Genomic DNA, 22,372 nt, shown 5'->3' on the forward strand with positions numbered 1-22,372 from the left:
CCTGCGCCTCGGCGCCGCCCCCGGCCGCCTGGCCGCCGCCCTGGCCCTCGTCGGCGGACGTCGCCACGTTCGTGCTGTTGTTGTCGCTCTTGCCGTCACCGCCGCTGCCCATCAGGGCGCCGACGCCTATCCCGACGGCCGCGAGAGCGACGCCCGCCGCCGCGATCATCGGCACCTTCGAGCGGCTGCGGCCGGCCCGGCCACGCCCACCGCCGTCGTCGTACGCGTCCTGCGGGGCGTACCCGGCGGGGGCCGGCTGTCTCGGGGGGCCGCCGTAGGTCTGCTGCGGGCGCGGCGGGGGTGTGGTCGCCGGGGTGTCGCGGAAGAGGTTCTCGAAGCCGGCGGGCGGGCCGCCGTCCGCCGGGACGGGCGGGATGACCTGCGTCGGGGCGGAGTCGGCGCCCGGGTAGGAACCCATCTCGGGGGGCAGGGCGCCCGAGGGGATCGGGGGGAGCACCTGCGTGGCGCCCTCCTCGACCGAGGGGACCGGCGGGAGGTACTGCGTGGCTCCTTCAGAACCCGGGAAACCTCCGGGAGAACCCTGGAATCCCCCGGAGTTCGGGTAGCCGCCGTCCACCACGGGTGGGATGTACTGCGTAGCGGCCTCGTCCATGGCCGGCTGCTGGTACACGGGTGCCTGGTCGTACGCGGACGGCTGTGCCTGGCCGTACGACGGTGCCGGCGCCCCCTGTCCGTACGTCACCGGGGACTGGGCGCCCTCCGGCGGCAGCGGCCAGCTCTGGGTCGTCGGGTGGGACGGCTGGGCCGGCGGCGGCGTCCAGCCCTGGCCGGTCACCGGTGACGGGTCGGGCTGCGGGTCGTACCGGGGAGCCGGGGGGACGGCCGAGGCGCCCGTCATGCCCGGCAGCAGCGGCGCACCCCCGTCCGAGGGCAGCACGATGCCTTCGCGCGCGGGTCGCGCCGAGGGCTCCTCGCCCTGTCCACTCTGCGTCACCGAAACTCCTCCGAACGGGGGACTTCACGACAGTCGTCGGCCCACGCTACCGGGTCCCCCCGAAACCCCGGACCACACGGCTCAGACCGTGACCTGCCGCTCTGTGACGTTGCTGACAGGCGCCGGCCGCCGTACCCACCGGTACGGCGGCTCGGCCGTTCGGGCGGGGCGGATCGCGGTCGGGCGGCGCCCCGAGAACACGCCCGCTCCCGCGGAGCGCCCCGCGTCGGATCAGGCCGCCGTCTGGAGGTCGAGGCGGGCCCCGAACTCGCGGACGACGGGCTCGTCCCGGTAGGGCTCCAGACGCTGCTGGAGGTCGTCCAGGTACTCCGCGCCCCGGCCCGAGCGCAGGGTCTCCAGGAGTTCGACCGCCTTGAGTCCCGTGGTGCACGCCTGCTCGATCTCGCGCTGCTGGACCTGCGCGGTGGCGAGCAGGACGTACCCGATGGCGCGGCGGCGCGCGCGGGTCGGGGGGTGTCCGGCGAGGGACTGCTCGGCGCAGCGGGCGGCGGCCTCCGCCTGGCCGAGGTCGCGGTGACAGTGGGCGAGTTCGTCGGCGAGGTACGCCTCGTCGAAGTGGGCGATCCAGGGCGGGTCGTCCCCGGTGTCGGTCTCGGCGGCCTCCAGCGCGGTGATCGCGCGGGTGGACGACAGCTGCGCCGCGCGGACGTCCCCCAGCAGGGCGTGGCCGCGGGCCTCGGCGGCGTGGAACATCGACTCGGCGCGCGGGGTGACCCGTCCGCGCGCCCCTTCCTGCGCCGCGCGCGCCAACTGGGCGATCTCTCTCGGGTTCCCGAGCTGCGCGGCGAGGTGGCTCATGGACGCGGCGAGGACGTACCCGCCGTACCCTCTGTCCCCCGCGGCCTGCGCGAGCCGCAGCGACTGGATGTAGTAGCGCTGGGCGAGACCGGGTTGGCCCGTATCGACGGCCATATAGCCGGCCAGTTCGGTCAGTCGGGCGACAGCGGCGAACAGATCCCGTCCCACGGCCTCCCGGTAGGACCCGGCGAGCAGACCGGAGACGACGCTGTTGAGGTAGTGGACGACGACGGGGCGCACGTGCCCGCTGCCGTACTGGTGGTCGAGGTCGACGAGCGCCTGCGTCATCGCGCGGACGGCGGCCACGTCCGACTGCCCGACACGCGGCCCCGCCGAGCGGGCGACCTGCGCGTCCGGCGCCGAGATCAGCCAGTCGCGGCTGGGCTCGACGAGCGCGGACGCGGCGACGGAGGAGCCGGAGAGGAAGTCACGCCGGCCGACGTCGCTGCGCCACAGCTCGCAGACCTGCTCGATGGCGCCGAGGACGGTGGGGGAGAACTGGAGGCCGACGCCCGAGGCGAGGTTCTTGCCGTTGGCCATGCCGATCTCGTCGATCGTGACCGTGCGGCCGAGTTTGCGGCCCAGCGCCTCGGCGATGATCGCCGGTGCCCTGCCCCGCGGTTGCTGTCCGCGCAGCCAGCGGGCGACGGACGTCTTGTCGTAGCGCAGGTCGAGGCCGTGTTCGGCCCCGCACATGTTGACCCTGCGGGCGAGACCGGCGTTCGAGCACGCCGCCTCCTGGATGAGCGCCTGCAACCGTTCGTTCGGCTGCCGCGCGACAAGCGGCCTTGCGGCCATGGTGTAACCCCCTGTGGCTGCGGTGCCTGCCACGCACCGAGTTGACGTGTCTTCCACCGGTCGGCTCCGGGTCGTAAAAATCCGGCCGTGAAGATCAGTGCCCAGCGAACTTGGCGAAAATGCGGGACTTGCGAGGATTGCCGGAGTGCTGCCCGAACTCCCGGACGGAGCCCACCCCTCAGCGTGACTCCCCGTTCCCCCCGATTTGTGGCTACCCGTTCCCCGGCGCTTTCCTGCCACGCGCCCCCGGACGTGCACCCATGCGCCCCGAAGGCCGAACCGGTGCTCTCCCCCGCGCACCTGAACATCCGTCAGAGCCGGGTGAGAGCCCGCTTCCGCCCAGGCTTTCGGGCACGCGTAACCCCTCGTGACCGCTAGAGTTGTGCTCACCGTGGAAGAGACCATTGCCGGCGTCGCCGAAGCCACCCAAATCCCGAAGCAGCGCGGGGAAACGCTGCTGGAAACCGCCGTCCGCTATGCCGAGGAGCGTCATTGGGACGTGTTCTCCGGCACCTGGCTTGAACCCGTCGACGGAGTGCAGCGCTGCTCCTGCGGTGACGCCAAGTGTGCCGCTCCCGGCGCACATCCCGTGCGCCCCGATTGGGCGTCCCAGGCGACGGGCAGTGCGACCGTCGCCCGCAGGATGTGGCAGAAGCAGCCGATGGCCTCCATCCTGCTGCCCACCGGCCGGACGTTCGACGCGATCTCCGTGCCCGAGACGGCGGGGTTCCTCGCGCTCGCGCGGATGGAGCGGATGGAGCTGACCCTCGGTCCCGTGACCCTCTCCCCCGACGGGCGCATGCAGTTCTTCGTGCTGCCCGGGGCGTCGGTGAAGGTGCCGGATCTGCTGCGGCGGATCGGCTGGTCCGTCGGGTCCCTCGATCTCGACGTCCTCGGCGAGGGGTCCTACGTCGCCGCGCCGCCGACCCGCTTCGGGTCCCGCGCCGTGCAGTGGGCCTGCCGTCCCACCGCCGCGAACCGCTGGCTGCCGGACGCGGAGGAACTCATCTCGCCGCTCGCCTACGCCTGCGGGCGGGATCGGTAAACGCGGTTCCCCTGGCTGGTGTTGGCCGTTCGCGGTGGGGCACTGGGGAGTTACATCGAACCGGTCGGGCCGCGAGGCCCGGCCGAGGGAGTTTGTGGGTTGGGGTGGGTTCAGGTGGGGAGCCGGGTGTCCCACGGCTGAGCCCTAGTTCGACTTCGTCGCCCTCAACGAGTAGACCAGCGGGACCCGTTGCCCTGCCGGGTGCCTGAAGTGGCCGTGGTCGTGCTCGTGCAGGAAGTCCAGACGCAGGCCGGCCGCGGCCAGGGCGCTGACGACGTCGCCGACGCCGTGCCGCCATTCGACGGTCACCGTCGAGGTCATGGGGGCGGTGGAATCGGCGTAGGTGCCGGGGGCGTCTACGACGATGGGGGCGCGGTGGAAGTAGTCGTTCTCGGCGGAGGTGTCCATGGCCGTGTCCACCGAGCCGTCCACCGAGGTCGCCGTGCCGGTCACGTCGTCGTCCAGCAGGTCGGCGATCGGGTGGTACTCGGCGAGATAGAGGAAACCCCCGTCGGCTACGAGCGCGGCGGCCGTCCGCGCCCAGGCGGTGAGGTCCGGGAGCCAGCACAGCGCGCCGAAGCCGGTGTAGACGATGTCGAAGCGCTGCCCTTCCAGTGCCTCGACGGCGTCGTACACGTCCGCGGTGACGAAACGGGCCGTGTCGGCGCCGATCCTCGCGGCCAGGTCGCGGGCCGCCTCGACGGCCGGGGCGGAGAAGTCGAGGCCGGTGACGACGGCTCCGCGCCGGGACCAGGAGAGGGTGTCCAGGCCCAGGTGGCACTGGAGGTGGAGCAAGGTCCGGCCGTCGACGTCACCGACCTCGCTGTCCTCGAAGTCCTGGAGCGAGTCCTTGCCGGCGACGAAGGCGGGGAGGTCGTAGAAGGGGCCGGTCGTGTGGATCGGGACGCGTTCGTCCCAGTTGGCGCGGTTGGCCGAGAGCCAGTCGGGGGTGTGCGGGGGTTCGGGGGCGGGTGGGGGTGTCGTCATGGTGGGGGACGGTAGTCAGGCGGCTGGGCGGAGGCACCTCGTTTTCACCTCCGCCCTCCCCCTCTCACTCCGCGAACACCCCGTCCAGAAACGGCTCGATCGCCGCGCGCCACCCTTCCGGCTGGTCGTAGTGGACGAGGTGGCCGGCGTCGGGAACCTCCGCGTACTGGCCTCGGGGGAGGACGCGGACCATCTCCTGGGCCTCCGCACGGCCGAGTTCGCCGTCGAGGCCGCGGACGACGAGGGAGGGGCACCGGACCTGGGTGAGTTCCTCCCAGTGCGCGTCGTAGACCCAGGTCTCGCGGGACTTGAGCATCTGCTCGGGCTCGAAGACGGGCCGCCAGCCGTCCCCGGACTCGTGCATCACCTCGGCGTAGAACGTCCCGCGCGCGGGGTTGGGCCGCTCGACCCAGGGATCGTCCTCCCCGAACCACTTGCGGACGTCGGCGAGGGTGGCGAAGGGGACGGGCCAGGACTTGAACCAGTCGGCCCACTCCCGCTGGGAGGCCGCGCCGAGGGCGGAAGCCCGCATGTCGCAGACGACGAGCCCGCGGACGAGGTCGGGACGCTTCGCGGCGAGCTGCCACGCGGTGAGCGCTCCCATCGCGTGCCCGATGAGGACGGCGGGACCGAGCCCGAGCTGCTCCAGCGCGGCCTCCGCGTCCTCGACGTACGCCTCGCGGGTGAACGCGGCTTCCGGGGGCTTCTCGCTCTGCCCGTGCCCCCGCTGGTCCAGCGCCACCGCGCGGTGCCGGCCGGAGAGCCAGCGGGCGGTGGAGGCCCAGTGGGAGGCCCGGCCCATGAGGCCGTGGAGTAAGAGGACTCCGGCTCCGGGGTCATCGCTCACGGCGTCACCGGCCGTGGTGTCGCCCGTTCCGGCGTCACCGCTCACCGCATCACCCGAAAGAGCGCCCCGCGCGCTGTCCCCGCCCGGGACGACACCCCGCGCCGCCCGCTCACCCGGCGGCGCCCCCCGCCCGTCCGCCTCGGAACCCGGCCCCCGCCCGGCCTCCTCCGGCGCCCCCGGCTGGTCCGGAATCGGCTTGGGCGGATCACCGAACTCCCAGGCCACGAGGCGTACCCCGCCGGCCCCGGTCACCTCGATGCGTCGCGCCATCGGTCCTGGCACCCCCCTGGCTCCGCTCGGCCGGCCCGCTCCCGCTCAAGCCCACCGGTCCGAGTCTCAACCGCTTCGTGTCTGCCGTCGTACCACTAACGCCCTGTCCCACCACCGCCGTCGGCCGCCCCGCTCCCGCCCGAAGCGCGGCCTCCGCTTTCCGCGGCCCCTCACCCGCAGAATATCGAATGCGCATTCGAGAAACGGGGTATCCGGCGGCAACACCGCTCGTTCGAGTGACCACGCTCAAGGAATGATCGCCGCTGCCGAGGGGAGATCTTCAGCGGGAGGCGGGCCGGTCGGGGAAACCGGTCCGCGGGGACTGACCCTGGGAGCTCGGGGCTCCGGGTCAGCACAGGGGAGGACAGGCCCCGGTGCCGCGAGGCACCGGGGCCCTTCTCACGTCTGCGGCGTGCCATCCCGCCCCCTCCGGTCATATGCCTCACGCGACAGCCTCGCACGCGCAGCGCCGGAGCGCTGCGATTCGGCACAGGGAATCTTCGGGCGCCTCGGACCCGAAGGGAACCCCAAACGCCGTGCGCGGTTCAGGAGTTGACCATGCCCCGCGAAGCGCCCCCGCACGCCCGCCGGGACCCACGGCTCAAGTGGCCTCGGCGTTCGATCCCACCGCCGCTCCGGACGGCCGGGTCACCTCAGCGCCGGGCCGTCTCGACGCTCGGCCGGCTCGGCGTTTGCCCGACTCGGTACTCGGGCCGGCTCAGCGCTTGGCCACGAACACGTGCGACGCGACGTCCGACTCCAGCTCCGCCGCCTCCCCGCCGCTGCCGACCAGCACGCCGCCCGCCGACTCCGTCACGCTGACGACCGATCCGGGCTGGATGCCGGCCCGCCGCAGCGTGTACATCAGCTGCGCGTCCGTCTGGATGGGCTCGCCGATACGCCGGACGACGACGGTCTTGCCCTCGGCGCCGGGGTCGAGGTCGACCAGGGAGACCATGCCCTCGTCGAGGAACGGGTCGGCGCCGTCCTTCTCGCCGAGCTCCTCCAGGCCGGGGATGGGGTTGCCGTAGGGCGACTCGGTGGGGTGGCGCAGCAGCTCCAGGACACGGCGCTCGACGGCCTCGCTCATCACGTGCTCCCAGCGGCACGCCTCCGCGTGGACCTGCTCCCACTCCAGGCCGATCACGTCGACCAGGAGGCACTCGGCGAGGCGGTGCTTGCGCATCACGCGGGTGGCGAGGCAGCGGCCCTCCTCCGTCAGCTCCAGGTGCCGGTCGGTGGCCACGGAGACGAGGCCGTCCCGCTCCATGCGCGCGACCGTCTGGCTCACCGTCGGCCCGCTCTGGTCGAGCCGCTCGGCGATCCGGGCGCGCATGGGGACCACACCTTCCTCCTCCAGCTCAAAGATGGTGCGGAGATACATCTCCGTGGTGTCGATCAGTCCGGACATACATGCCCCTCGATTAGCTCTGCCGAAGGCTCGACGGCTCTTCGGCGCGTGCGCTGGCCCTGGCCTCAATTCTGCCGGATACCACTGACAACCGTGCCGCGCCGACAAAACCACCACCCCGCACACCGGCCTTCAGCAGCGCACCGAACCCCCCACGCCCCCGGCGCACCACCTTCCGCACACAGCCGCCGCATCCTGGTCGACAGATGTTCATCTGCGCGCGGGCGGCGAGCGCGGGTGAGCGACAACCCCACCCACCGCCCCGGCCCCGCACACGTCCCCCGTATTGACACCGCACTGGTCCAGACCGCACGGTGATCCGCGGAACGGGCGGGTGTGGTTCACGGACGGTGTGAAGGGGTTGTCGGGATGGGTGAGCGCGGGGTCGGGGAGCGGTTCTTCGAGGCTGCCGCCGCACTGCTGGAGCGGGTGCGCGCGGAGGAGGCCGAGACGGTGGAGGCGGCGGGCGAACTGCTGGCCGACACGGTCGTCGCGGGCGGGCGGCTGTTCGCCTTCGGCGCGGGCCACTCCTCGCTCGCCGCACAGGATCTCGTCTACCGCGCGGGCGGCCTCGCGGTGATGAACCTGCTGTCCGTCCCGGGCCTGGTCGGCGTCGACGTCCGGCCGGCGACGCTCGGCTCCGCCCTGGAGCGCGTGGACGGCCTCGCGGCGGTCGTCCTGGACAACTCGCCGCTCCGCGCGGGCGACGCCCTGGTCATCGTGTCCCTGTCGGGACGCAACCCGCTCCCCGTCGAAATGGCCCTCCACGCGCGTGCGCGCGGTGTGCGTGTCATCGGCGTCACGTCCGTCGCGTACGCCGCCGAGACCGCCTCCCGGCACTCCTCCGGGACCTTCCTCAAGGACCACTGCGACGTCGTCCTGGACTCCAAGGTCGCCGTCGGCGACGCCGAGCTGTCCCTGGACACCGTCCCGGCCCCCTTCGCCCCCGCCTCCACCGTCGTCACGTCCGCCCTCCTCCAGGCCGTCATGGCCACCGCCGCGGCCTCCCTCGCCGCCCGCGGCGTCGAACCGCCCCTCCTGCGGTCGGGCAACGTCGACGGCGGACACGAGTGGAACGCGCGCGTGATGGACGAGTACAGGGACCGGATCTTCTGGAGCTGATCCGTGACCGGCCGGAAGAGGTGCCTCTAGAGGCGCTTCTCCCCCGCCAGATCCAGCGCCGCGGCGATCCGCACGGCGACGTCCTCGGCGTACGCCGTGTCGACCCGCTCGAACGCCGTACGCCCCCGGCCCCGCAGGAAGGTGACGGCACCCAGGGTGCGCCCGCGGCTGCGCAGGACGGTGGAGAGGGCGTGGACGGTGTCCTCGGGCCACTGCCGGGTGCGCGCCCAGATGCGGGCCTGGTCGTCGGGGATGCCGCCGGCACCGGCACGGACGGTCCCCGCGCGGGCGACGCACTGGAGCGCGGGGTGCCCCTCCGGATAGCCGACGGGGAGACCTGGGTGGGCGCTCAGGACACTCGGCCCCGGCCCGCCCGCGGGGGTCGCCGCGACCCGGACCAGCCGCACGGGCGCGGTGAGGTCGGCGTCCGCGTGCGGGGCGGTGTGGAGGCGGTCCAGGAAGGCGTGGTCGGCGAACCCGGCGAGCGAGAAGTCGAGGTGGACGGTCGCGGCCTCGGCGGGGTCCTCGCACTCGGCCGCCGCGCGCGCGGCCCGGTGCAGTTGGTTGGCGCGGAAGCGCAGCAGCGCCGCCTCCTGCTCGCCCTGCTTGGCCTCCGTGACGTCCTGGAAGAGCCAGCCGACGCCCAGCGGCACGGGCTCCTCCGCGAGCGGCGAGGCCAGCCTCAGGAACCCGCTGCGCCAGCAGCGCCGCCGCTCACCGTCCGGCGTGCGCACGCCGATCCACATCTCGGCCGGCGCGGGCGGGGCGCCTTCCGCGAGGACGTGCGTGAAGGCACTCTCCAGCTCCTGCACGCCGTGGGTGAGCAATTCGCCCAGCGGACGGCCCAGGACGGCCGTACGGCCCGTGCCGAGCGCCCGCGCGGCGTGCGTGTTGACGACGGCGGGGCGCAGGTCCGCGTCGACCAGGACAACGCCCCAGGAGGCGTCCTCGAACAGGGCCTCGCTGAGCGCGATGGACCGCTCCAGGTCGATCTGCGCGTGCACCTCGCTGAACGCGCAGTACAGGCCGGCGGGCTTGCCGTCGGGTCCGCGCACGGCGGACGACTGGGTGCGGACGAGGACCCGGCCGCCGTCCTTGGTGAGGAGCGCGAACTCGTGCACCTGGCGCCCGGCCGCGCGCATGGCGGCCATCAGCCGCCCCTCGACCTCCTCGGCGTCCGCACTGCGCACCGCCCAGCCGGCGAAGCCGTGCCGGCCCACGGCTTCCTCGGCACTCCAGCCGAGGATCCGCTCCGCCTCGCGGTTCCAGTGCGTGACGACCCCGTCGGCGTCGAACGCGCACAGCGCGGCGTCCATGCCGTCGAGCAGCGCGGAGAGCAGGTCGAACCCGTACGGCCCGTCCCTGCCGGGCTCGTCCGGGCCCAGCTCGTCGGTGGTTCCGCTACGTCGGGAAGCACTCATCCGGACCCCCTAACCGCTCCTCGCCCTTCCATTCAACTGGAACGTGACTCAGCCCACACCGTGTTCCCGGAAGCCGGCCCGAGATTCGTGCTCCGCAGATCGACCCACCACTCACCGCCACCGCCGTCCAACGTGTACCGCTCGACCTCGGCGAACCCCCGCGCGCGAGCGAACGCCAGCCCCTCGGTGTTCACCGCCAGCACACACGTCTCGATCGCCCCGGCACCCATCTCGCGCGCGTGGGCGAGCGCGTGCCGGTACAGCGCGTCCCCGTACCCACGCCTCCGGAACTCGGGCAGCACCCGCGCGATGACCGTCGCCGCCCGCTCCTCCCCCTCCGGCGGACGCACGGTCGAGCAGCCGACGAGCACGTCCCCGGCGTACGCGTTCTCCAGCCGGTACCGCACGGCCCGCTCGGCGACCTGTTCGAGCGACAACGCGGCAGGCGGCACGATCACGTTGTGCACGTGCCGCCACTGCTCCAACGCCTGCTCGCCGACTGCGGGTTCAACACGGAAACCGATCACGCGAAGAGCCGAACACGCTCTCCACGCGCGTGTCAACGAAGAGCACCCGGGGCCGCCTCCCCACCCCGATCGTCCTACTTGAGATCCGGTGACGAAAAAACCGGTTGAGGCCCCCGGGAGGGGTTCCTAGGGTGTGGAGCACACACGAAGGGAGGTGGTTCGGCAGATGTACGGAAACCGGACGCGTGAGGTGGCTGCGGGCTAGGGCCCGTCACCCACTCTGTGCGGTGCCGGACCCGCGCGCGGGAGACCGTGTGCAGCCGGCCCAGTCCCAAGCAGTCACCCGACCCGCGAGTCGCCGGTACGTCCGGCCGGCTCCTCTCCGGAGGAACCCGACTCGCGGGTCGCCTGCGTTTTCGGCGGCTTGCTGGGGAGTGAACGGAGGATTTCCGGGAAGTGATCTGCGCCACGTACGAATCCTCCGGCAAGCAGTAGCCTGGGCGTATGCCTCCGCTCGTTCGACGCCGCCACGTGGACTTCGTCCGCGTCACGAGCATGGGCTGTCGACGCTCCGTCTGAGCCTCCAGCCCCGCATTCCCGGCCACCCCACGGCCGTCCGCTCCCGCTCACCCGGCACCCGCGCCCGCACCCCACCCACGGCGGCGGGCCTGCCGCCGTACACCTACGGACGCACCATGACGAACCCGTCGTACCAGCAGCTCCCGATCATCGACCTCTCCGCGGCGGACGCGGGCTCCCGCGCGCGTGCGGAACTGCACGCGCGTCTGCACAGCGCGGCGCACGACGTGGGTTTCTTCCAGCTCGTGGGGCACGGCGTGCCGGACGGCGAGACCGCCGCCCTGCTGACGGCGATGCGGCGCTTCTTCGAGCTCCCGGAGGCCGAGCGCCTCGCCCTCGACAACGTGAACTCGCCGCACTTCCGCGGCTACACGCGCACGGGCGACGAGCGCACCGGCGGCCGTCAGGACTGGCGCGACCAGCTCGACATCGGCGCCGAACGCCCCGCGCGCGTGCCGGGTCCCGGCGAGGCGCCGTACTGGTGGCTCGAAGGCCCCAACCAGTGGCCCGCGTCGCTCCCCGAGCTGCGGACGGCGGCCCTGCGCTGGGTCGACCGCCTCAGCGCCGTCGCGGAGAAGCTCCTGCACGAACTGCTGGCCTCCATAGGCGCGGCCCCTGACTTCTACGACGCCGTCTTCGGGGACCGCGCCCACCCGCACCTCAAGCTCGTCCGCTACCCCGGGAACGCCGGGAACGGCGCCGACCAGGGCGTCGGCGTCCACAAGGACTACGGCTTCCTGACGCTCCTTCTCCAGGACCGGGTGGGCGGCCTCCAGGTCCAGCGCGCGGACGGCCTCTTCCACGACGTGCCGCCTCTGGAGGGCGCTTTCGTCGTCAACCTGGGTGAGCTGCTGGAGGTCGCCACGAACGGCTACCTGCTCGCCACCAACCACCGCGTGGTCTCCCCGCCGGCCGCAGTGGAACGTTTCTCCGTCCCGTTCTTCTACAACCCGCGCCTGGACGCGCGCGTGGAGCCCCTGGTCTTCCCGCACGCTTCGACCGCCCCCGGGGTGACGACGGACCCGGCGAACCCCCTGTTCGCGGAGTACGGCTTCAACGAGCTGAAGGGCAAGCTGCGGGCACACCCGCTGGTGGCGGAGAGGCACCACACGAGCCTCCTGACGCCCGCGTAACGGCCTCGTACGGGCACGGACGAGACGGACGGCCCCGGGGGTCCCGCACCTCGGGAGGGGCCGTCCCAGGCCGCCTCAGGGCCTCAATGGGAGATTCCCGCGTGCCCCGGGACCTCCCGAGGCTCCCGAACCCCCGGCCCCACGTACCTCGCGGACGGCCGCACCAGCCGCCCCGTCCGCTTCTGCTCCAGAATGTGCGCCGACCACCCCGCCGTACGCGCGCACGTGAACATCGACGTGAACATGTGCGCCGGCACCTCCGCGAAGTCGAGGACGATCGCCGCCCAGAACTCCACGTTGGTGGCGAGCACCCGGTCGGGCCGGCGCGCGTGCAGCTCGGCGAGCGCGGCCTTCTCCAGCGCCTCGGCGACCTCGAACCGCGGCGCCCCCAGCTCCCGCGCGGTACGCCGCAGCACGCGCGCGCGTGGGTCCTCCGCGCGATAGACCCGGTGCCCGAAGCCCATCAGGCGCTCACCCCGGTCGAGCGCCTGGCGCACGTACGCCTCGGCGTCGCCCGTCCGCTCGATCTCCTCGATCATGCCGAGCACCCGGGAGGGCGCCCCGCCGTGCAGCGGCCCGGACATGGCCCCGACGGCCCCGGAGAGCGCGGCGGCGACGTCCGCGCCGGTGGAGGCGATGACCCGCGCGGTGAACGTCGAGGCGTTCATGCCGTGCTCGGCGGCGGACGTCCAGTACGCGTCGACGGCCGCGACGTGCCTCGGGTCCGGCTCCCCGCGCCAGCGGATCATGAACCGTTCGACGACGGACCGCGCCTTGTCGATCTCCCGCTGCGGCACCATCGGGGTGCCCTGCCCGCGCGCGGACTGCGCGACGTACGAGAGGGCCATCACAGCGGCCCGCGCGAGGTCGTCGCGGGCCTGGGCCTCGTCGATGTCCAGGAGGGGCCTGAGGCCCCACACAGGGGCCAGCATGGCCAGCGCGGACTGCACGTCGACCCGGATGTCCCCGGAGTGCACCGGGATCGGGAACGGCTCGGCGGCCGGCAGCCCCGGGTCGAACGCGCCGTCGACCAGCAGGCCCCAGACGTTCCCGAACGAGACGTGCCCCACCAGGTCCTCGATGTCGACGCCCCGGTACCGCAGGGCGCCGCCCTCCTTGTCCGGTTCGGCGATCTCCGTCTCGAACGCGACGACTCCTTCGAGACCGGGTACGAAGTCGGACATCAGGCGGCTCCTCGATGTGTGCGAACGGGATGTGCGGGTGAGTGTGCGGGGGTGCCTCGGGTGATACGGGGTGCGCGGAAGGGGTACTCGGGTGCGACGGGGGCGCGAGCCGGGTGCCGGGTGCGGATCCGGCGTGGCGGGCGGCTCCCCGCGCGGCGGACGCGTGCGGCTTGCGGGTGTACCGGGAGGCGTCGTCCGTCCCACCGGTGCGGCATCAGCACCATATCCCCGAGTGTCACCTTTGGGGAGGTCGTACGGCACTGAGTGCCACCCGAAGGGTGCCCGCCGGAGCACCGGGACATGCCTGACGGCGTACGGCGGTCGCGCCTCTTGCGCGATACGGCAGACCTCCCCGCCCGCGGCCCTGATGCGGCAGGATGACCACGTGAGCGACCACGACAGCGCGTCCCCCGATCCCGCCGCGATGCGTACGCAGTACCGGGCGGAGGGTCTTGCCGAGGACGACCTCGCGGCGACCCCCGTGGAGCAGTTCGCCCGCTGGTTCAAACAGGCCGCCTCGGAGGCGCACCTGTTCGAGCCGAACGCGATGGTCGTCTCCACCGCCGACGCCGAGGGACGGCCGAGCGCGCGGACCGTGCTGCTGAAGCACTTCGACGAGCAGGGGTTCGTCTTCTACACCAACTACGAGTCCCGCAAGGCCCACGACCTCGCCGAGAACCCGTACGTCGCTCTCCTCTTCCCCTGGCATCCGATGGCCCGCCAGGTCATCGTCCAGGGCGTCGCCCGCCGCACCGGCCGTGACGAGACCGCCGCGTACTTCCGCACCCGCCCGCACGGCTCCCAGCTCGGCGCCTGGGCCAGCGCCCAGTCGACCCCCGTCCCCTCCCGCGCGGAACTCGACGCCTCGTACACCGAGCTGGCGGCCCGCTACCCCGAGGGCGAACAGGTCCCCGTCCCGCCGCACTGGGGCGGCTTCCGCATTGCCCCGCAGTCCGTCGAGTTCTGGCAGGGCCGCGAGAACCGCCTCCACGACCGGCTCCGGTACGTCGCGGAGGCGGACGGGGGGTGGCGGGTGGAGCGCTTGAGCCCCTGAGGGGCCCGGGGGTTCAGATCCTGCCCCCGAGGTAGACCGTGCGGTGCCCCTCCAGGAAGCCGGATATTCGGGCGCGGAAAGCTTCGGAGAGCCGGGGCCAGTTCCAGAACTCGAAGCCGAGGTGGACGAAGGCCATGGAGTTGTCGCTCCAGTCCCAGTCGGGCAGCGGGACGGCTTCGGTACAGGCGGGACAGGTGAGGACGCCGACCGCGCCGGTCTCGTGCCAGAGGGCGATGGCATCGCCGAAGTCGGTCAGCGGACCGCCCTCGTCGGTGCAGACCGCCTGGCAGCGCGGGCAGATCGCGTCGAATCTCCCCGTGCCGAGGAAGATGTGCGGTTCGACGTGGACGGCAACGCCCTCGGGCGCTCCCCAGCGCGCGTCGGCGACCGCCTTGTGCCAGTGCGGGCCGGGTGGATGGGCCAGGTCGCTCCCCAGCGCCCAGCCCGACTGCGCCTCGGCCAGCACGATGCCCTCTGCGACCAGCCAGTCCACCACTGCGCGGGCGAGGTGCGCGGCGTCCTGCGGAGTCGCGTCGCGGTCGGCGACCGTCTGGTACGTGTCCCCCATGGCACCCACCGTAGATCCCGCCACTGACAACGCCCCTGAACTGCACCTTTGCCTCCCTCACTTCACCCCAACTCCGCCTCCACCAACGCCACCCACTGCCCCACCACCCGCTCCCGCCGGGCCCGGTCGTCCGTGAGCAGGTTGGCGAGCCCCAGCCCCCGCGCCATGTCCAGCAACCCCTGGACGGTCTCCCGCGCGCCGGGGCGTGACTCGTCGGCGCCGAGGAGTTCGACGGCGATGCGGTGGGCCTCGCGCCCGACGTGGGCCTCCAGTTCGGTGACCCGGGGGCGGAGCTGTTCCTCGTTGGAGGCGGCGACCCACAGGTGGAGGGCCGCGCGGAAGAGGGGCCCGGTGTAGAGGTCGACGAGGGCGGTGACGACGGCCGCGCGGTCGGTGGCCCCCTGCGGGAACAGCGCGCGCAGGGCCCCGGACCGCTCCTCGGCGACGTACTCGACGGCGGCGGTGAACAGGTCCTCACGGGTGGGGAAGTGGTGCTGCGCGGCCCCCCGGGAGACCCCCGCGCGCTCGGCGACGACGGAGACCGTGGAGCCCGCCCAGCCGTGTTCGGCGAGGCAGGCGACGGCGGCCTCCAGGAGCCGCTGCCGGGTGGCCCGGCTGCGGTCCTGCTTGGGCACCCGGTCGCCCGGCGCGCGGTCGGCGGTCACAACACCCATGCGGGGTCCCGTCGTTCGAGGAAGGCAGTCGTCCCTTCGCGGGCCGCCGGCGAGGAGAACAGCCGCGCGGAGAGCGCCGTCAGCTCTGCGGCGTCCCGGTCGAAGGCTTCGAGAACCTTAGCCGTGAGCAGCCGTTTCGTCTCCGCCAGCCCGTCCGGCGCGGCTCTGCGCAGCCCGTCGAGGACGGGCGCGAGGGCGTCGTCCACGTCGTCCCCGGCGACCGTCACGAGCCCGCCGCGGACGGCTTCGGCGGCGTCGAACCGCTCGCCGGTGAGGCAGTACCGCGCGAGGGCGCGGGGGTCCGCGCGCGGCAGCAGGGGCAGCGAGATGACGGCGGGCGCGACCCCGACGCGCACCTCGGTGAACGCGAACGTCGATCCGGTGGACGCCCCGGCGACGTCGCAGGCGGCGACGAGCCCGAGTCCGCCCGCGCGGACGTGCCCGGCGATCCGCGCGACGACGGGTTTGCCGAGTTCGACGACCGCGCGGAGCAGCTCCACGAACTCCTTCGGCGCGGGCGGGTCCTTGAGATCGGCGCCCGCGCAGAACGTGCTCCCGCTGTGGGTGAGGACGACGGCCCGGACGCCGGGATCCTTCGCGCAGTCGGCGAGCGCGTCCGCGAGGGTGCCGACGAGGGCCGCCGAGAGGGCGTTGCGGGTGTCCACGGCGTCGAGGCTGAGGCGCTCGACACCGCGCTCGCGGCTGCGGCCGACCAGTGTCATGTCCGCCCCCTCAGCTGGCGCCGCAGGAGCTTCCCTGAGGCCGCGCGGGGCACCGTGTCGACGAACGTGACCCGGCGGACGCGCTTGTAGGGCGCGACGCGTTCGGCGACGTACATCATGACCTCTCCTTCGGAGAGGTCCTCGGCGTACGGCCGGCGCACCACGTGCGCGTGCGGCACCTCGTTGCCGTCGGCGTTGTACGTGCCGACGACGGCGGCGTCGGCTATGTCCGGGTGGGTCAGCAGGAGTGCTTCGAGTTCGGCGGGGGCGACCTGGAAGCCCTTGTACTTGATGAGTTCCTTGACCCGGTCGACGACGAACAGCCAGCCGCTCTCGTCGACGTGCCCGACGTCCCCGGTGTGCAGCCAGCCGTCGGTGTCGATCATCGCGTCGGTGGCGTCCGGCCGGCCCAGGTAGCCCTTCATGACCTGCGGTCCCCGGAAGAGGAGTTCGCCGGACTCCCCGGGGCCGAGGTCCTTGCCGGGGTCGTCGAGGGAGACGATCCGCATCTCGGTGCCGCCGATAAGCTTGCCGACGGTCCCGGGTGGCGCCTCGCGCATCGCGGCCAGGGGGACGATGTGGGTGCCGGGCGACAGTTCCGTCATGCCGTACGCCTGGCCGAGGGGCGGCAGGTTCAGCCGGCGCGCGCAGGCAGCGGCGAGACCGGCGTCGAGGGGGGCGGCGGCGCTGATGACATACCTCACGGACGACAGGTCGTACCGCTCGACCGCCGGGTGCTTGGCGAGCGCCAGGACGATCGGCGGGGCGACGTACAGGCCGGTGATGCGGTGTTTCTCGACGGCCGCGAGGAACGTCTCCAGGTCGAAGCGGGGCAGGACGACGACGGTGGCGCCCTGGCGCAGGGGGGCGTTCATCAGCGCTGTGAGGCCGTAGATGTGGAAGAACGGGAGGACCGCCAGGATCCGGTCACCCGGGCCCATGGGGACCACCTGCTCCAACTGGGCGAGGTTCGTGGCGATCTGACGGTGGGTCAGCATGACGCCCTTGGGGACGCCGGTCGTCCCGGAGGAGTACGGGAGGACGGCGACGTCCTCGACGGGGTCGACGTACGGGGTTGGTTCGGCGGCCCGGGAGGCGAGCATGCCGCTCAGCGAGCGGTGGCCGGTCGCGGCGTCGCAGACGAAGATCTCCTCGACGCCGCCGGCGAGTTCGGCCGCGCGGCGGGCCGTCTCCAGGAGGGGCGAGACGGTGACGATCCACCGCGCGGCCGAGTCGCGGAGCTGGCCCGCGAACTCCTCGGGCGTGCACAGGGGGTGGACGGTGGTGACCGAGGCGCCCGCGCGCGTGGCGGCGTAGAAGGCGACCGGGAAGGCGACCGTGTTGGGGCTGTGCAGGGCGAGGACGTCCCCCTTGCGCACGCCCGCGTCGGCGAGCGCGGCGGCCACGCGCCGGTGGAAGCGGTCCAGTTGCTCGTAGCTGAGGGTCGTGCCGTCCACGCCGTCGACCAGCGCGGGCAGGTCGCCGGACTCGGCGGCGCGGCCGAGGACGGCGTCGTGGATGGGCAGGTCTACGGCGGGAACGTCTGCGTACTCGCTGCGGAACACGGTTCCTCCTCGCGCGGGGGCGGCGGTCAGTACGACTTGGGCAGGCCCAGGCTCTGGTGGGAGACGTAGTTGAGAATCATTTCCCGGCTCACCGGAGCGATACGGGCCACGCGCGCGGCGGTTATCAGCGAGGCGATGCCGAACTCGCGTGTGAGGCCGTTGCCGCCGAGGGTCTGCACGGCCTGGTCGACGGCCTTCACGCACGCCTCCCCGGCCGCGTACTTGGCCATGTTGGCGGCCTCGCCCGCGCCCGTGTCGTCCCCCGCGTCGTACAGGTGGGCCGCCTTCTGTGTCATCAGGCGGGCCAGTTCGAGGTCGATGTGCGCCTGGGCGAGGGGGTGGGCGATCGCCTGGTGGGCGCCGATGGGGGTGTCCCAGACGGTGCGGTCGCGGGCGTACGCGACGGCGCGCGCGAGCGCGTACCGGCCCATGCCGATCGCGAAGGCGGCCGTCATGATCCGCTCGGGGTTGAGGCCGGCGAAGAGCTGCGCCAGGCCCGCGCCCTCGTCGCCGACGAGGGCTTCGGCGGGGAGCCGGACGTCGTCCAGGGTGAGTTCGAACTGCTTCTCCGCGCTGTGCAGTTCCATGTCGATGCGGCGGCGGGTGAAGCCCGGTGCGTCGCGCGGGACGATGAACAGGCTGGGCCGCAGGCGGCCCGTGCGCGCGTCCTCGGTGCGGCCGACGATCAGGGTGGCGTCCGCCGCGTCCACGCCCGAGACGAACACCTTGCGGCCGGTGAGGAGCCAGTCGGCGCCGTCGCGGCGGGCCGTGGTGGTGATGCGGTGGCTGTTGGAGCCGGCGTCCGGTTCGGTGATCCCGAAGGCCATCAGGCGCGAGCCGTCCGCGAGGGCGGGGAGCCACTCGCGCTTCTGCGCGCCGGTGCCGAAGCGGGCGATCACCGTGCCGCAGATGGCCGGGGAGACGATCATCATCAGCAGGGGTGAGCCCGCCGCTCCCAGTTCTTCGAGGACGAGGGCGAGTTCGGCGATGCCGCCGCCTCCGCCGCCGTACGCCTCCGGCAGGTTGACCGAGAGGTAGCCGAGCTTCGCGGCCTCCTGCCACAGCTCGGTGGGGTGACGGCCCTCGTCGACGACCTTCGTGAGGTAGTCGCGGCCGTAGCGCCCGCCGAGGGCCGCGACGGCCGCACGGAGGGCCTTGTGCTCGTCTGTTTCGACAACGGGGTTCACGGTGCTCCTTCTTCGCTCTCGACCACGGCCAGCAGGGCTCCCACCTCCACCTGCTGTCCTTCCTGGACCTCCAGCGCCGTCAGCGTCCCGGCGGCCGGGGCGGAAATGGCGTGTTGCATCTTCATCGCTTCGAGCCAGACAATCGGTTCTCCCGCCGCGACACTCGATCCGGTGACGAGACCGGGCGCCACCTTGACGACCGTCCCGGGCATCGGCGCGACCAGCGAGCCCGGGACCCGCTGGGGCACCGGGTCCGGGAAGCGGGGCAGCACGGTCAGCGCCGTCCCGTTCACGTGCACCCGGTCGCCGTACCGGGCGACCTCGAACCGGCGCCGCACACCGTCGGCTTCGAGGACGACGCTCCCCGCGTCCGCGTGGACCACGCGCACCCCGTCCGCCTCCAGTCCGGCGCGCGTGTGCCGGTACTCGACCTCGTGCTCCTCGCCGGCGAGTGCGTACCGCTTGCGCTGGGGCTGCGAGGGGACGTTGCGCCAGCCGCCGAAGCGGGAGCGGCCGTGCGCGTCCGCGAGGGCCGCCGCGAGAGGCGCGAGGGGGTCGGCGGGCGCGCGCGTGAGGGCCGCGAGGTGACGGTCGTAGAAGCCGGTGTCCATCCGGGCCGCCGTGAACTCCTCGTGGCGCAGGGAGCGCAGGAGGAGGTCCCGGTTGGTCGTCGGCCCGTGGACCACCGCCCGTTCCAGGGCCCCGGCGAGCTTGCGGACCGCCTCCGCGCGCGTGGGCGCGTGGACGACGAGTTTGGCGAGCAGCGGGTCGTAGTGGACGCCGATCCCGTCGCCGTCGGCGTACCCGGTGTCCAGGCGGACGCCCTCCGGGACGGCGAGGCGGTGCAGGGTGCCGGTCTGCGGGGTCCAGTCGCGCGCGGGGTCCTCGGCATAGAGGCGGGCCTCGATCGCGTGCCCGCGCGCGGGGGGAGGCTCGTCCGGGAGGGCGGCTCCTTCGGCGACGCGGATCTGTCCGGCGACCAGGTCGAGGCCGAACACGGCCTCCGTGACGGGGTGTTCGACCTGGAGGCGGGTGTTCATCTCCAGGAAGTGCGCGGTGCCGTCGGGGGCGAGGAGGAACTCGACGGTTCCGGCGCCGACGTACGCCACCGCGCGCGCGGCACGTACGGCGAGGGCGTGGAGTTCCCGGGTCACCGTCTCGGACAGCCCCGGTGCGGGTGCCTCCTCGATCACCTTCTGGTGGCGCCTCTGGAGGGAGCAGTCGCGCGTGCCGAGCGCCCACACGGTGCCGTGCGTGTCGGCGAGGATCTGCACCTCGACGTGGCGCCCGTTCTCGACGTACGGCTCGACGAACACCTCGCCGTCCCCGAAGGCGCTCGCGGCCTCCGCGCGGGCGGCCTCCAGGGCGGGGGCGAGGTCCCGCGCGCTGCGCACGATCCGCATCCCGCGCCCACCGCCCCCGGCCGCCGCCTTCACCAGCACCGGGAGGTCGTCCTCGGTGACGTCGGTGAGCGGGGCGATCCCCATGAGGGCCTTCGCGCGCGTCTTGGACGCCATCGCCTCGATCGCCTCGGGGGACGGGCCGATCCACAGGAGGCCCGCGTCGAGGACCGCGCGGGCGAACTCGGCGTTCTCGGACAGGAACCCGTACCCGGGGTGCACGGCGTCCGCGCCGGCCGCGAGCGCCGCCTTCACGATCAGGTCGCCGCGCAGGTACGTCTCGGCGGGCGTCGCTCCGGGCAGCCGTACACAGCGGTCGGCCACGCGCGCGTGGAGGGCGTTCTCGTCGGCGTCCGAGTGCACGGCGACCGTTCGGATTCCCGACTCACGGCACGTACGGAAGACCCGGCAGGCGATCTCGCCCCGGTTGGCCACCAGCAGCGTCGAAATCACTGGGCCTCACATCCGGAAGACGCCGAAGCCGCCGCGCGCGCCTTCGTAGGGGGCGGTGTGGATCGCGGACAGGCACAGGCCGAGGACCGTGCGGGTGTCGCGCGGGTCGATCACTCCGTCGTCGTACAGCCGCCCCGACAGGAACATCGGCAGGGACTCCGACTCGATCTGCCGCTCGACCACGGCGCGAAGGCCCGCGTCGGCCTCCTCGTCGTACGGAAGGCCCTTCGAGGCGGCGGACTGCCGGGCGACGATCGACAGGACGCCTGCGAGCTGCCGAGGGCCCATGACGGCCGATTTGGCGCTGGGCCAGGCGAACAGGAACCGGGGGTCGTAGGCCCGGCCGCACATCCCGTAGTGGCCGGCCCCGTACGACGCGCCCATGAGGACCGACAGGTGCGGCACCCGGCTGTTGCTCACCGCGTTGATCATCATCGCGCCGTGCTTGACGATGCCGCCCTGTTCGTACTCCCGGCCGACCATGTAGCCGGTGGTGTTGTGCAGGAACAGCAGCGGGATGTCCCGCTGGTTGGCGAGCTGGATGAACTGGGCGGCCTTCTGGGACTCCTGGCTGAACAACACGCCCTGCGCGTTCGCGAGTATCCCTACGGGGTAGCCGTGCAGCGTCGCCCACCCGGTGGTGAGGCTCGTCCCGTACAGCGGTTTGAACTCGTCGAAGTCGGAGGCGTCGACGATCCTCGCGATCACCTCGCGCGGGTCGAACGGAACCTTCAGGTCGCCCGGGACGATCCCCAGGAGTTCCTCCGCGTCGTACTTCGGAGGACGGTACGGTCCCGGTTCGTCGTACGCCTTGCGGTGGTTGAGACGCGCCACCACGCGGCGTGCCTGCCGCAGGGCGTCCCGCTCGTCCACCGCGAAGTGGTCGGCGAGACCCGACACGCGCGCGTGCATCTCCGCGCCGCCCAGGGACTCGTCGTCGCTCTCCTCACCGGTCGCCATCTTCACGAGCGGCGGGCCGCCGAGGAACACCTTGGCGCGCTCCTTGACCATGATCACGTGGTCGGACATCCCGGGGATGTACGCGCCACCGGCCGTGGAGTTGCCGAAGACGACCGCGACCGTCGGGATGCCCGCCGCCGAGAGCCGGGTGAGGTCCCGGAAGATCGCACCCCCGGGGATGAAGATCTCCTTCTGTGACGGCAGATCGGCGCCCCCGGACTCCACCAGGCTGACGCAGGGCAGCCGGTTGGCGAGCGCGATGTCGTTCGCCCGGAGGGCCTTTTTCAGGCTCCAGGGGTTGCTCGCCCCGCCGCGCACGGTGGGGTCGTTGGCCGTGATCAGGCACTCCACGCCCTCGACGACCCCGATGCCCGTCACGAGCGACGCGCCCACCGGGTACTCGCTCCCCCACGCCGCCAGCGGCGACAGCTCCAGGAACGGCGTGTCCGGATCGACCAGCAACTCGATCCGCTCCCGCGCGAGCAGCTTCCCCCGCGCGCGGTGCCGCTCCACGTACTTCGGCCCGCCCCCGGCGAGCGCCTTCGCCTGTTCGACGGCGAGTTCGTCGAGCTTCCCCCGCATCGCCTCACGGTTCGCCCGGTAGTCCGGGCCGTGCACATCCAGAGCGGTCGACAGGACGGTCACGGGGTGGCCTCCGAGGGGGTGGGGTCGTCCGGGGCGTCCGGCAGGGGTCCCGAGGGGCCGTCGGCGGGCCCTGGAGGGCTCGGACGGGGTGGCCGGGGAGCGGGAG

Annotated in this window: 18 protein-coding genes and 1 pseudogene; 4 read left to right on the forward strand and 15 right to left on the reverse strand. The window is 72.9% G+C overall.

Going from position 1 to position 22,372, the window contains the following annotated elements:
• Window positions 1-955, reverse strand: a pseudogene (locus ACVNF4_RS07960) (hypothetical protein); the annotation flags it as partial.
• Between the two features lie 231 nt (window positions 956-1,186).
• A complete protein-coding gene (locus tag ACVNF4_RS07965; protein WP_461801979.1) occupies window positions 1,187-2,572 on the reverse strand; it encodes a transcriptional regulator in 1,386 nt (461 codons plus the stop codon).
• 382 nt (window positions 2,573-2,954) lie between these two features.
• Between ACVNF4_RS07965 and ACVNF4_RS07970 the strand changes: the two genes are divergently transcribed.
• Window positions 2,955-3,617, forward strand: coding sequence for a bifunctional DNA primase/polymerase (locus ACVNF4_RS07970; protein ID WP_461801980.1), 663 nt, complete (start codon window positions 2,955-2,957; stop codon window positions 3,615-3,617).
• A 144-nt stretch (window positions 3,618-3,761) separates the two neighbouring features.
• Here the strand turns inward: ACVNF4_RS07970 and ACVNF4_RS07975 are convergent, their stop codons facing one another.
• The 3 genes from ACVNF4_RS07975 to ACVNF4_RS07985 all read right to left on the reverse strand — a co-directional run bounded on the left by ACVNF4_RS07975 (window position 3,762) and on the right by ACVNF4_RS07985 (window position 7,132).
• Window positions 3,762-4,604: a class I SAM-dependent methyltransferase gene (locus ACVNF4_RS07975; protein WP_461801981.1), complete on the reverse strand. Its 843-nt coding sequence runs from the start codon at window positions 4,602-4,604 to the stop codon at window positions 3,762-3,764.
• 64 nt (window positions 4,605-4,668) lie between these two features.
• Window positions 4,669-5,721 carry an alpha/beta fold hydrolase gene (locus ACVNF4_RS07980; protein WP_461801982.1) on the reverse strand — a complete coding sequence of 351 codons (1,053 nt, stop codon included), beginning with the start codon at window positions 5,719-5,721 and terminating at the stop codon, window positions 4,669-4,671.
• Between the two features lie 718 nt (window positions 5,722-6,439).
• Window positions 6,440-7,132, reverse strand: a complete 693-nt coding sequence (locus tag ACVNF4_RS07985; RefSeq protein WP_461801983.1) for a metal-dependent transcriptional regulator — start codon at window positions 7,130-7,132, stop codon at window positions 6,440-6,442.
• Between the two features lie 369 nt (window positions 7,133-7,501).
• Between ACVNF4_RS07985 and ACVNF4_RS07990 the strand changes: the two genes are divergently transcribed.
• Window positions 7,502-8,254: an SIS domain-containing protein gene (locus ACVNF4_RS07990; RefSeq protein ID WP_461801984.1), complete on the forward strand. Its 753-nt coding sequence runs from the start codon at window positions 7,502-7,504 to the stop codon at window positions 8,252-8,254.
• A 26-nt stretch (window positions 8,255-8,280) separates the two neighbouring features.
• Here ACVNF4_RS07990 and ACVNF4_RS07995 read toward each other — a convergent pair whose 3' ends face one another.
• Window positions 8,281-9,675, reverse strand: a complete 1,395-nt coding sequence (locus ACVNF4_RS07995; RefSeq protein ID WP_461801985.1) for a PAS domain-containing protein — start codon at window positions 9,673-9,675, stop codon at window positions 8,281-8,283.
• A 32-nt stretch (window positions 9,676-9,707) separates the two neighbouring features.
• Window positions 9,708-10,202 (reverse strand): GNAT family N-acetyltransferase, encoded by a 495-nt coding sequence (locus tag ACVNF4_RS08000; RefSeq protein WP_461801986.1) that lies wholly within the window; start codon window positions 10,200-10,202, stop codon window positions 9,708-9,710.
• A 635-nt stretch (window positions 10,203-10,837) separates the two neighbouring features.
• Between ACVNF4_RS08000 and ACVNF4_RS08005 the strand changes: the two genes are divergently transcribed.
• Entirely contained in the window at window positions 10,838-11,854 is a 1,017-nt protein-coding gene (locus ACVNF4_RS08005) for an isopenicillin N synthase family dioxygenase (protein WP_461801987.1), read from the forward strand.
• Window positions 11,855-11,937: 83 nt separating this feature from the next.
• On the opposite strand, the gene ACVNF4_RS08010 is transcribed toward ACVNF4_RS08005, so the two are convergent.
• Complete coding sequence (locus ACVNF4_RS08010; RefSeq protein ID WP_461801988.1) at window positions 11,938-13,038, reverse strand: citrate synthase 2; 1,101 nt, start codon at window positions 13,036-13,038, stop codon at window positions 11,938-11,940.
• Between the two features lie 367 nt (window positions 13,039-13,405).
• Between ACVNF4_RS08010 and pdxH the strand changes: the two genes are divergently transcribed.
• Window positions 13,406-14,092: a pyridoxamine 5'-phosphate oxidase gene (gene pdxH / locus ACVNF4_RS08015; RefSeq protein ID WP_461801989.1), complete on the forward strand. Its 687-nt coding sequence runs from the start codon at window positions 13,406-13,408 to the stop codon at window positions 14,090-14,092.
• 13 nt (window positions 14,093-14,105) lie between these two features.
• On the opposite strand, the gene ACVNF4_RS08020 is transcribed toward pdxH, so the two are convergent.
• From ACVNF4_RS08020 to ACVNF4_RS08050, 7 genes are all read right to left on the reverse strand, one after another.
• Window positions 14,106-14,660, reverse strand: coding sequence for a hypothetical protein (locus ACVNF4_RS08020; protein ID WP_461801990.1), 555 nt, complete (start codon window positions 14,658-14,660; stop codon window positions 14,106-14,108).
• Between the two features lie 62 nt (window positions 14,661-14,722).
• Window positions 14,723-15,334: a TetR/AcrR family transcriptional regulator gene (locus ACVNF4_RS08025; RefSeq protein WP_461801991.1), complete on the reverse strand. Its 612-nt coding sequence runs from the start codon at window positions 15,332-15,334 to the stop codon at window positions 14,723-14,725.
• Complete coding sequence (locus ACVNF4_RS08030) at window positions 15,322-16,056, reverse strand: enoyl-CoA hydratase family protein (protein ID WP_461801992.1); 735 nt, start codon at window positions 16,054-16,056, stop codon at window positions 15,322-15,324. The genes ACVNF4_RS08025 and ACVNF4_RS08030 overlap by 13 nt, the downstream gene beginning before the upstream one ends.
• Window positions 16,053-17,621, reverse strand: coding sequence for a 4-coumarate--CoA ligase family protein (locus ACVNF4_RS08035; RefSeq protein ID WP_461801993.1), 1,569 nt, complete (start codon window positions 17,619-17,621; stop codon window positions 16,053-16,055). The genes ACVNF4_RS08030 and ACVNF4_RS08035 overlap by 4 nt, the downstream gene beginning before the upstream one ends.
• A 26-nt stretch (window positions 17,622-17,647) precedes the next feature.
• Window positions 17,648-18,808, reverse strand: a complete 1,161-nt coding sequence (locus tag ACVNF4_RS08040) for an acyl-CoA dehydrogenase family protein (RefSeq protein WP_461801994.1) — start codon at window positions 18,806-18,808, stop codon at window positions 17,648-17,650.
• On the reverse strand, window positions 18,805-20,661 hold the full coding sequence (locus tag ACVNF4_RS08045) for an acetyl/propionyl/methylcrotonyl-CoA carboxylase subunit alpha (protein WP_461801995.1): 1,857 nt from the start codon (window positions 20,659-20,661) through the stop codon (window positions 18,805-18,807). The genes ACVNF4_RS08040 and ACVNF4_RS08045 overlap by 4 nt, the downstream gene beginning before the upstream one ends.
• A 6-nt stretch (window positions 20,662-20,667) precedes the next feature.
• Window positions 20,668-22,266, reverse strand: coding sequence for an acyl-CoA carboxylase subunit beta (locus ACVNF4_RS08050; RefSeq protein ID WP_461801996.1), 1,599 nt, complete (start codon window positions 22,264-22,266; stop codon window positions 20,668-20,670).
• Between the last annotated feature and the right edge of the window lie 106 nt (window positions 22,267-22,372).

The sequence above is a fragment of the Streptomyces sp. S6 genome (assembly GCF_054880855.1).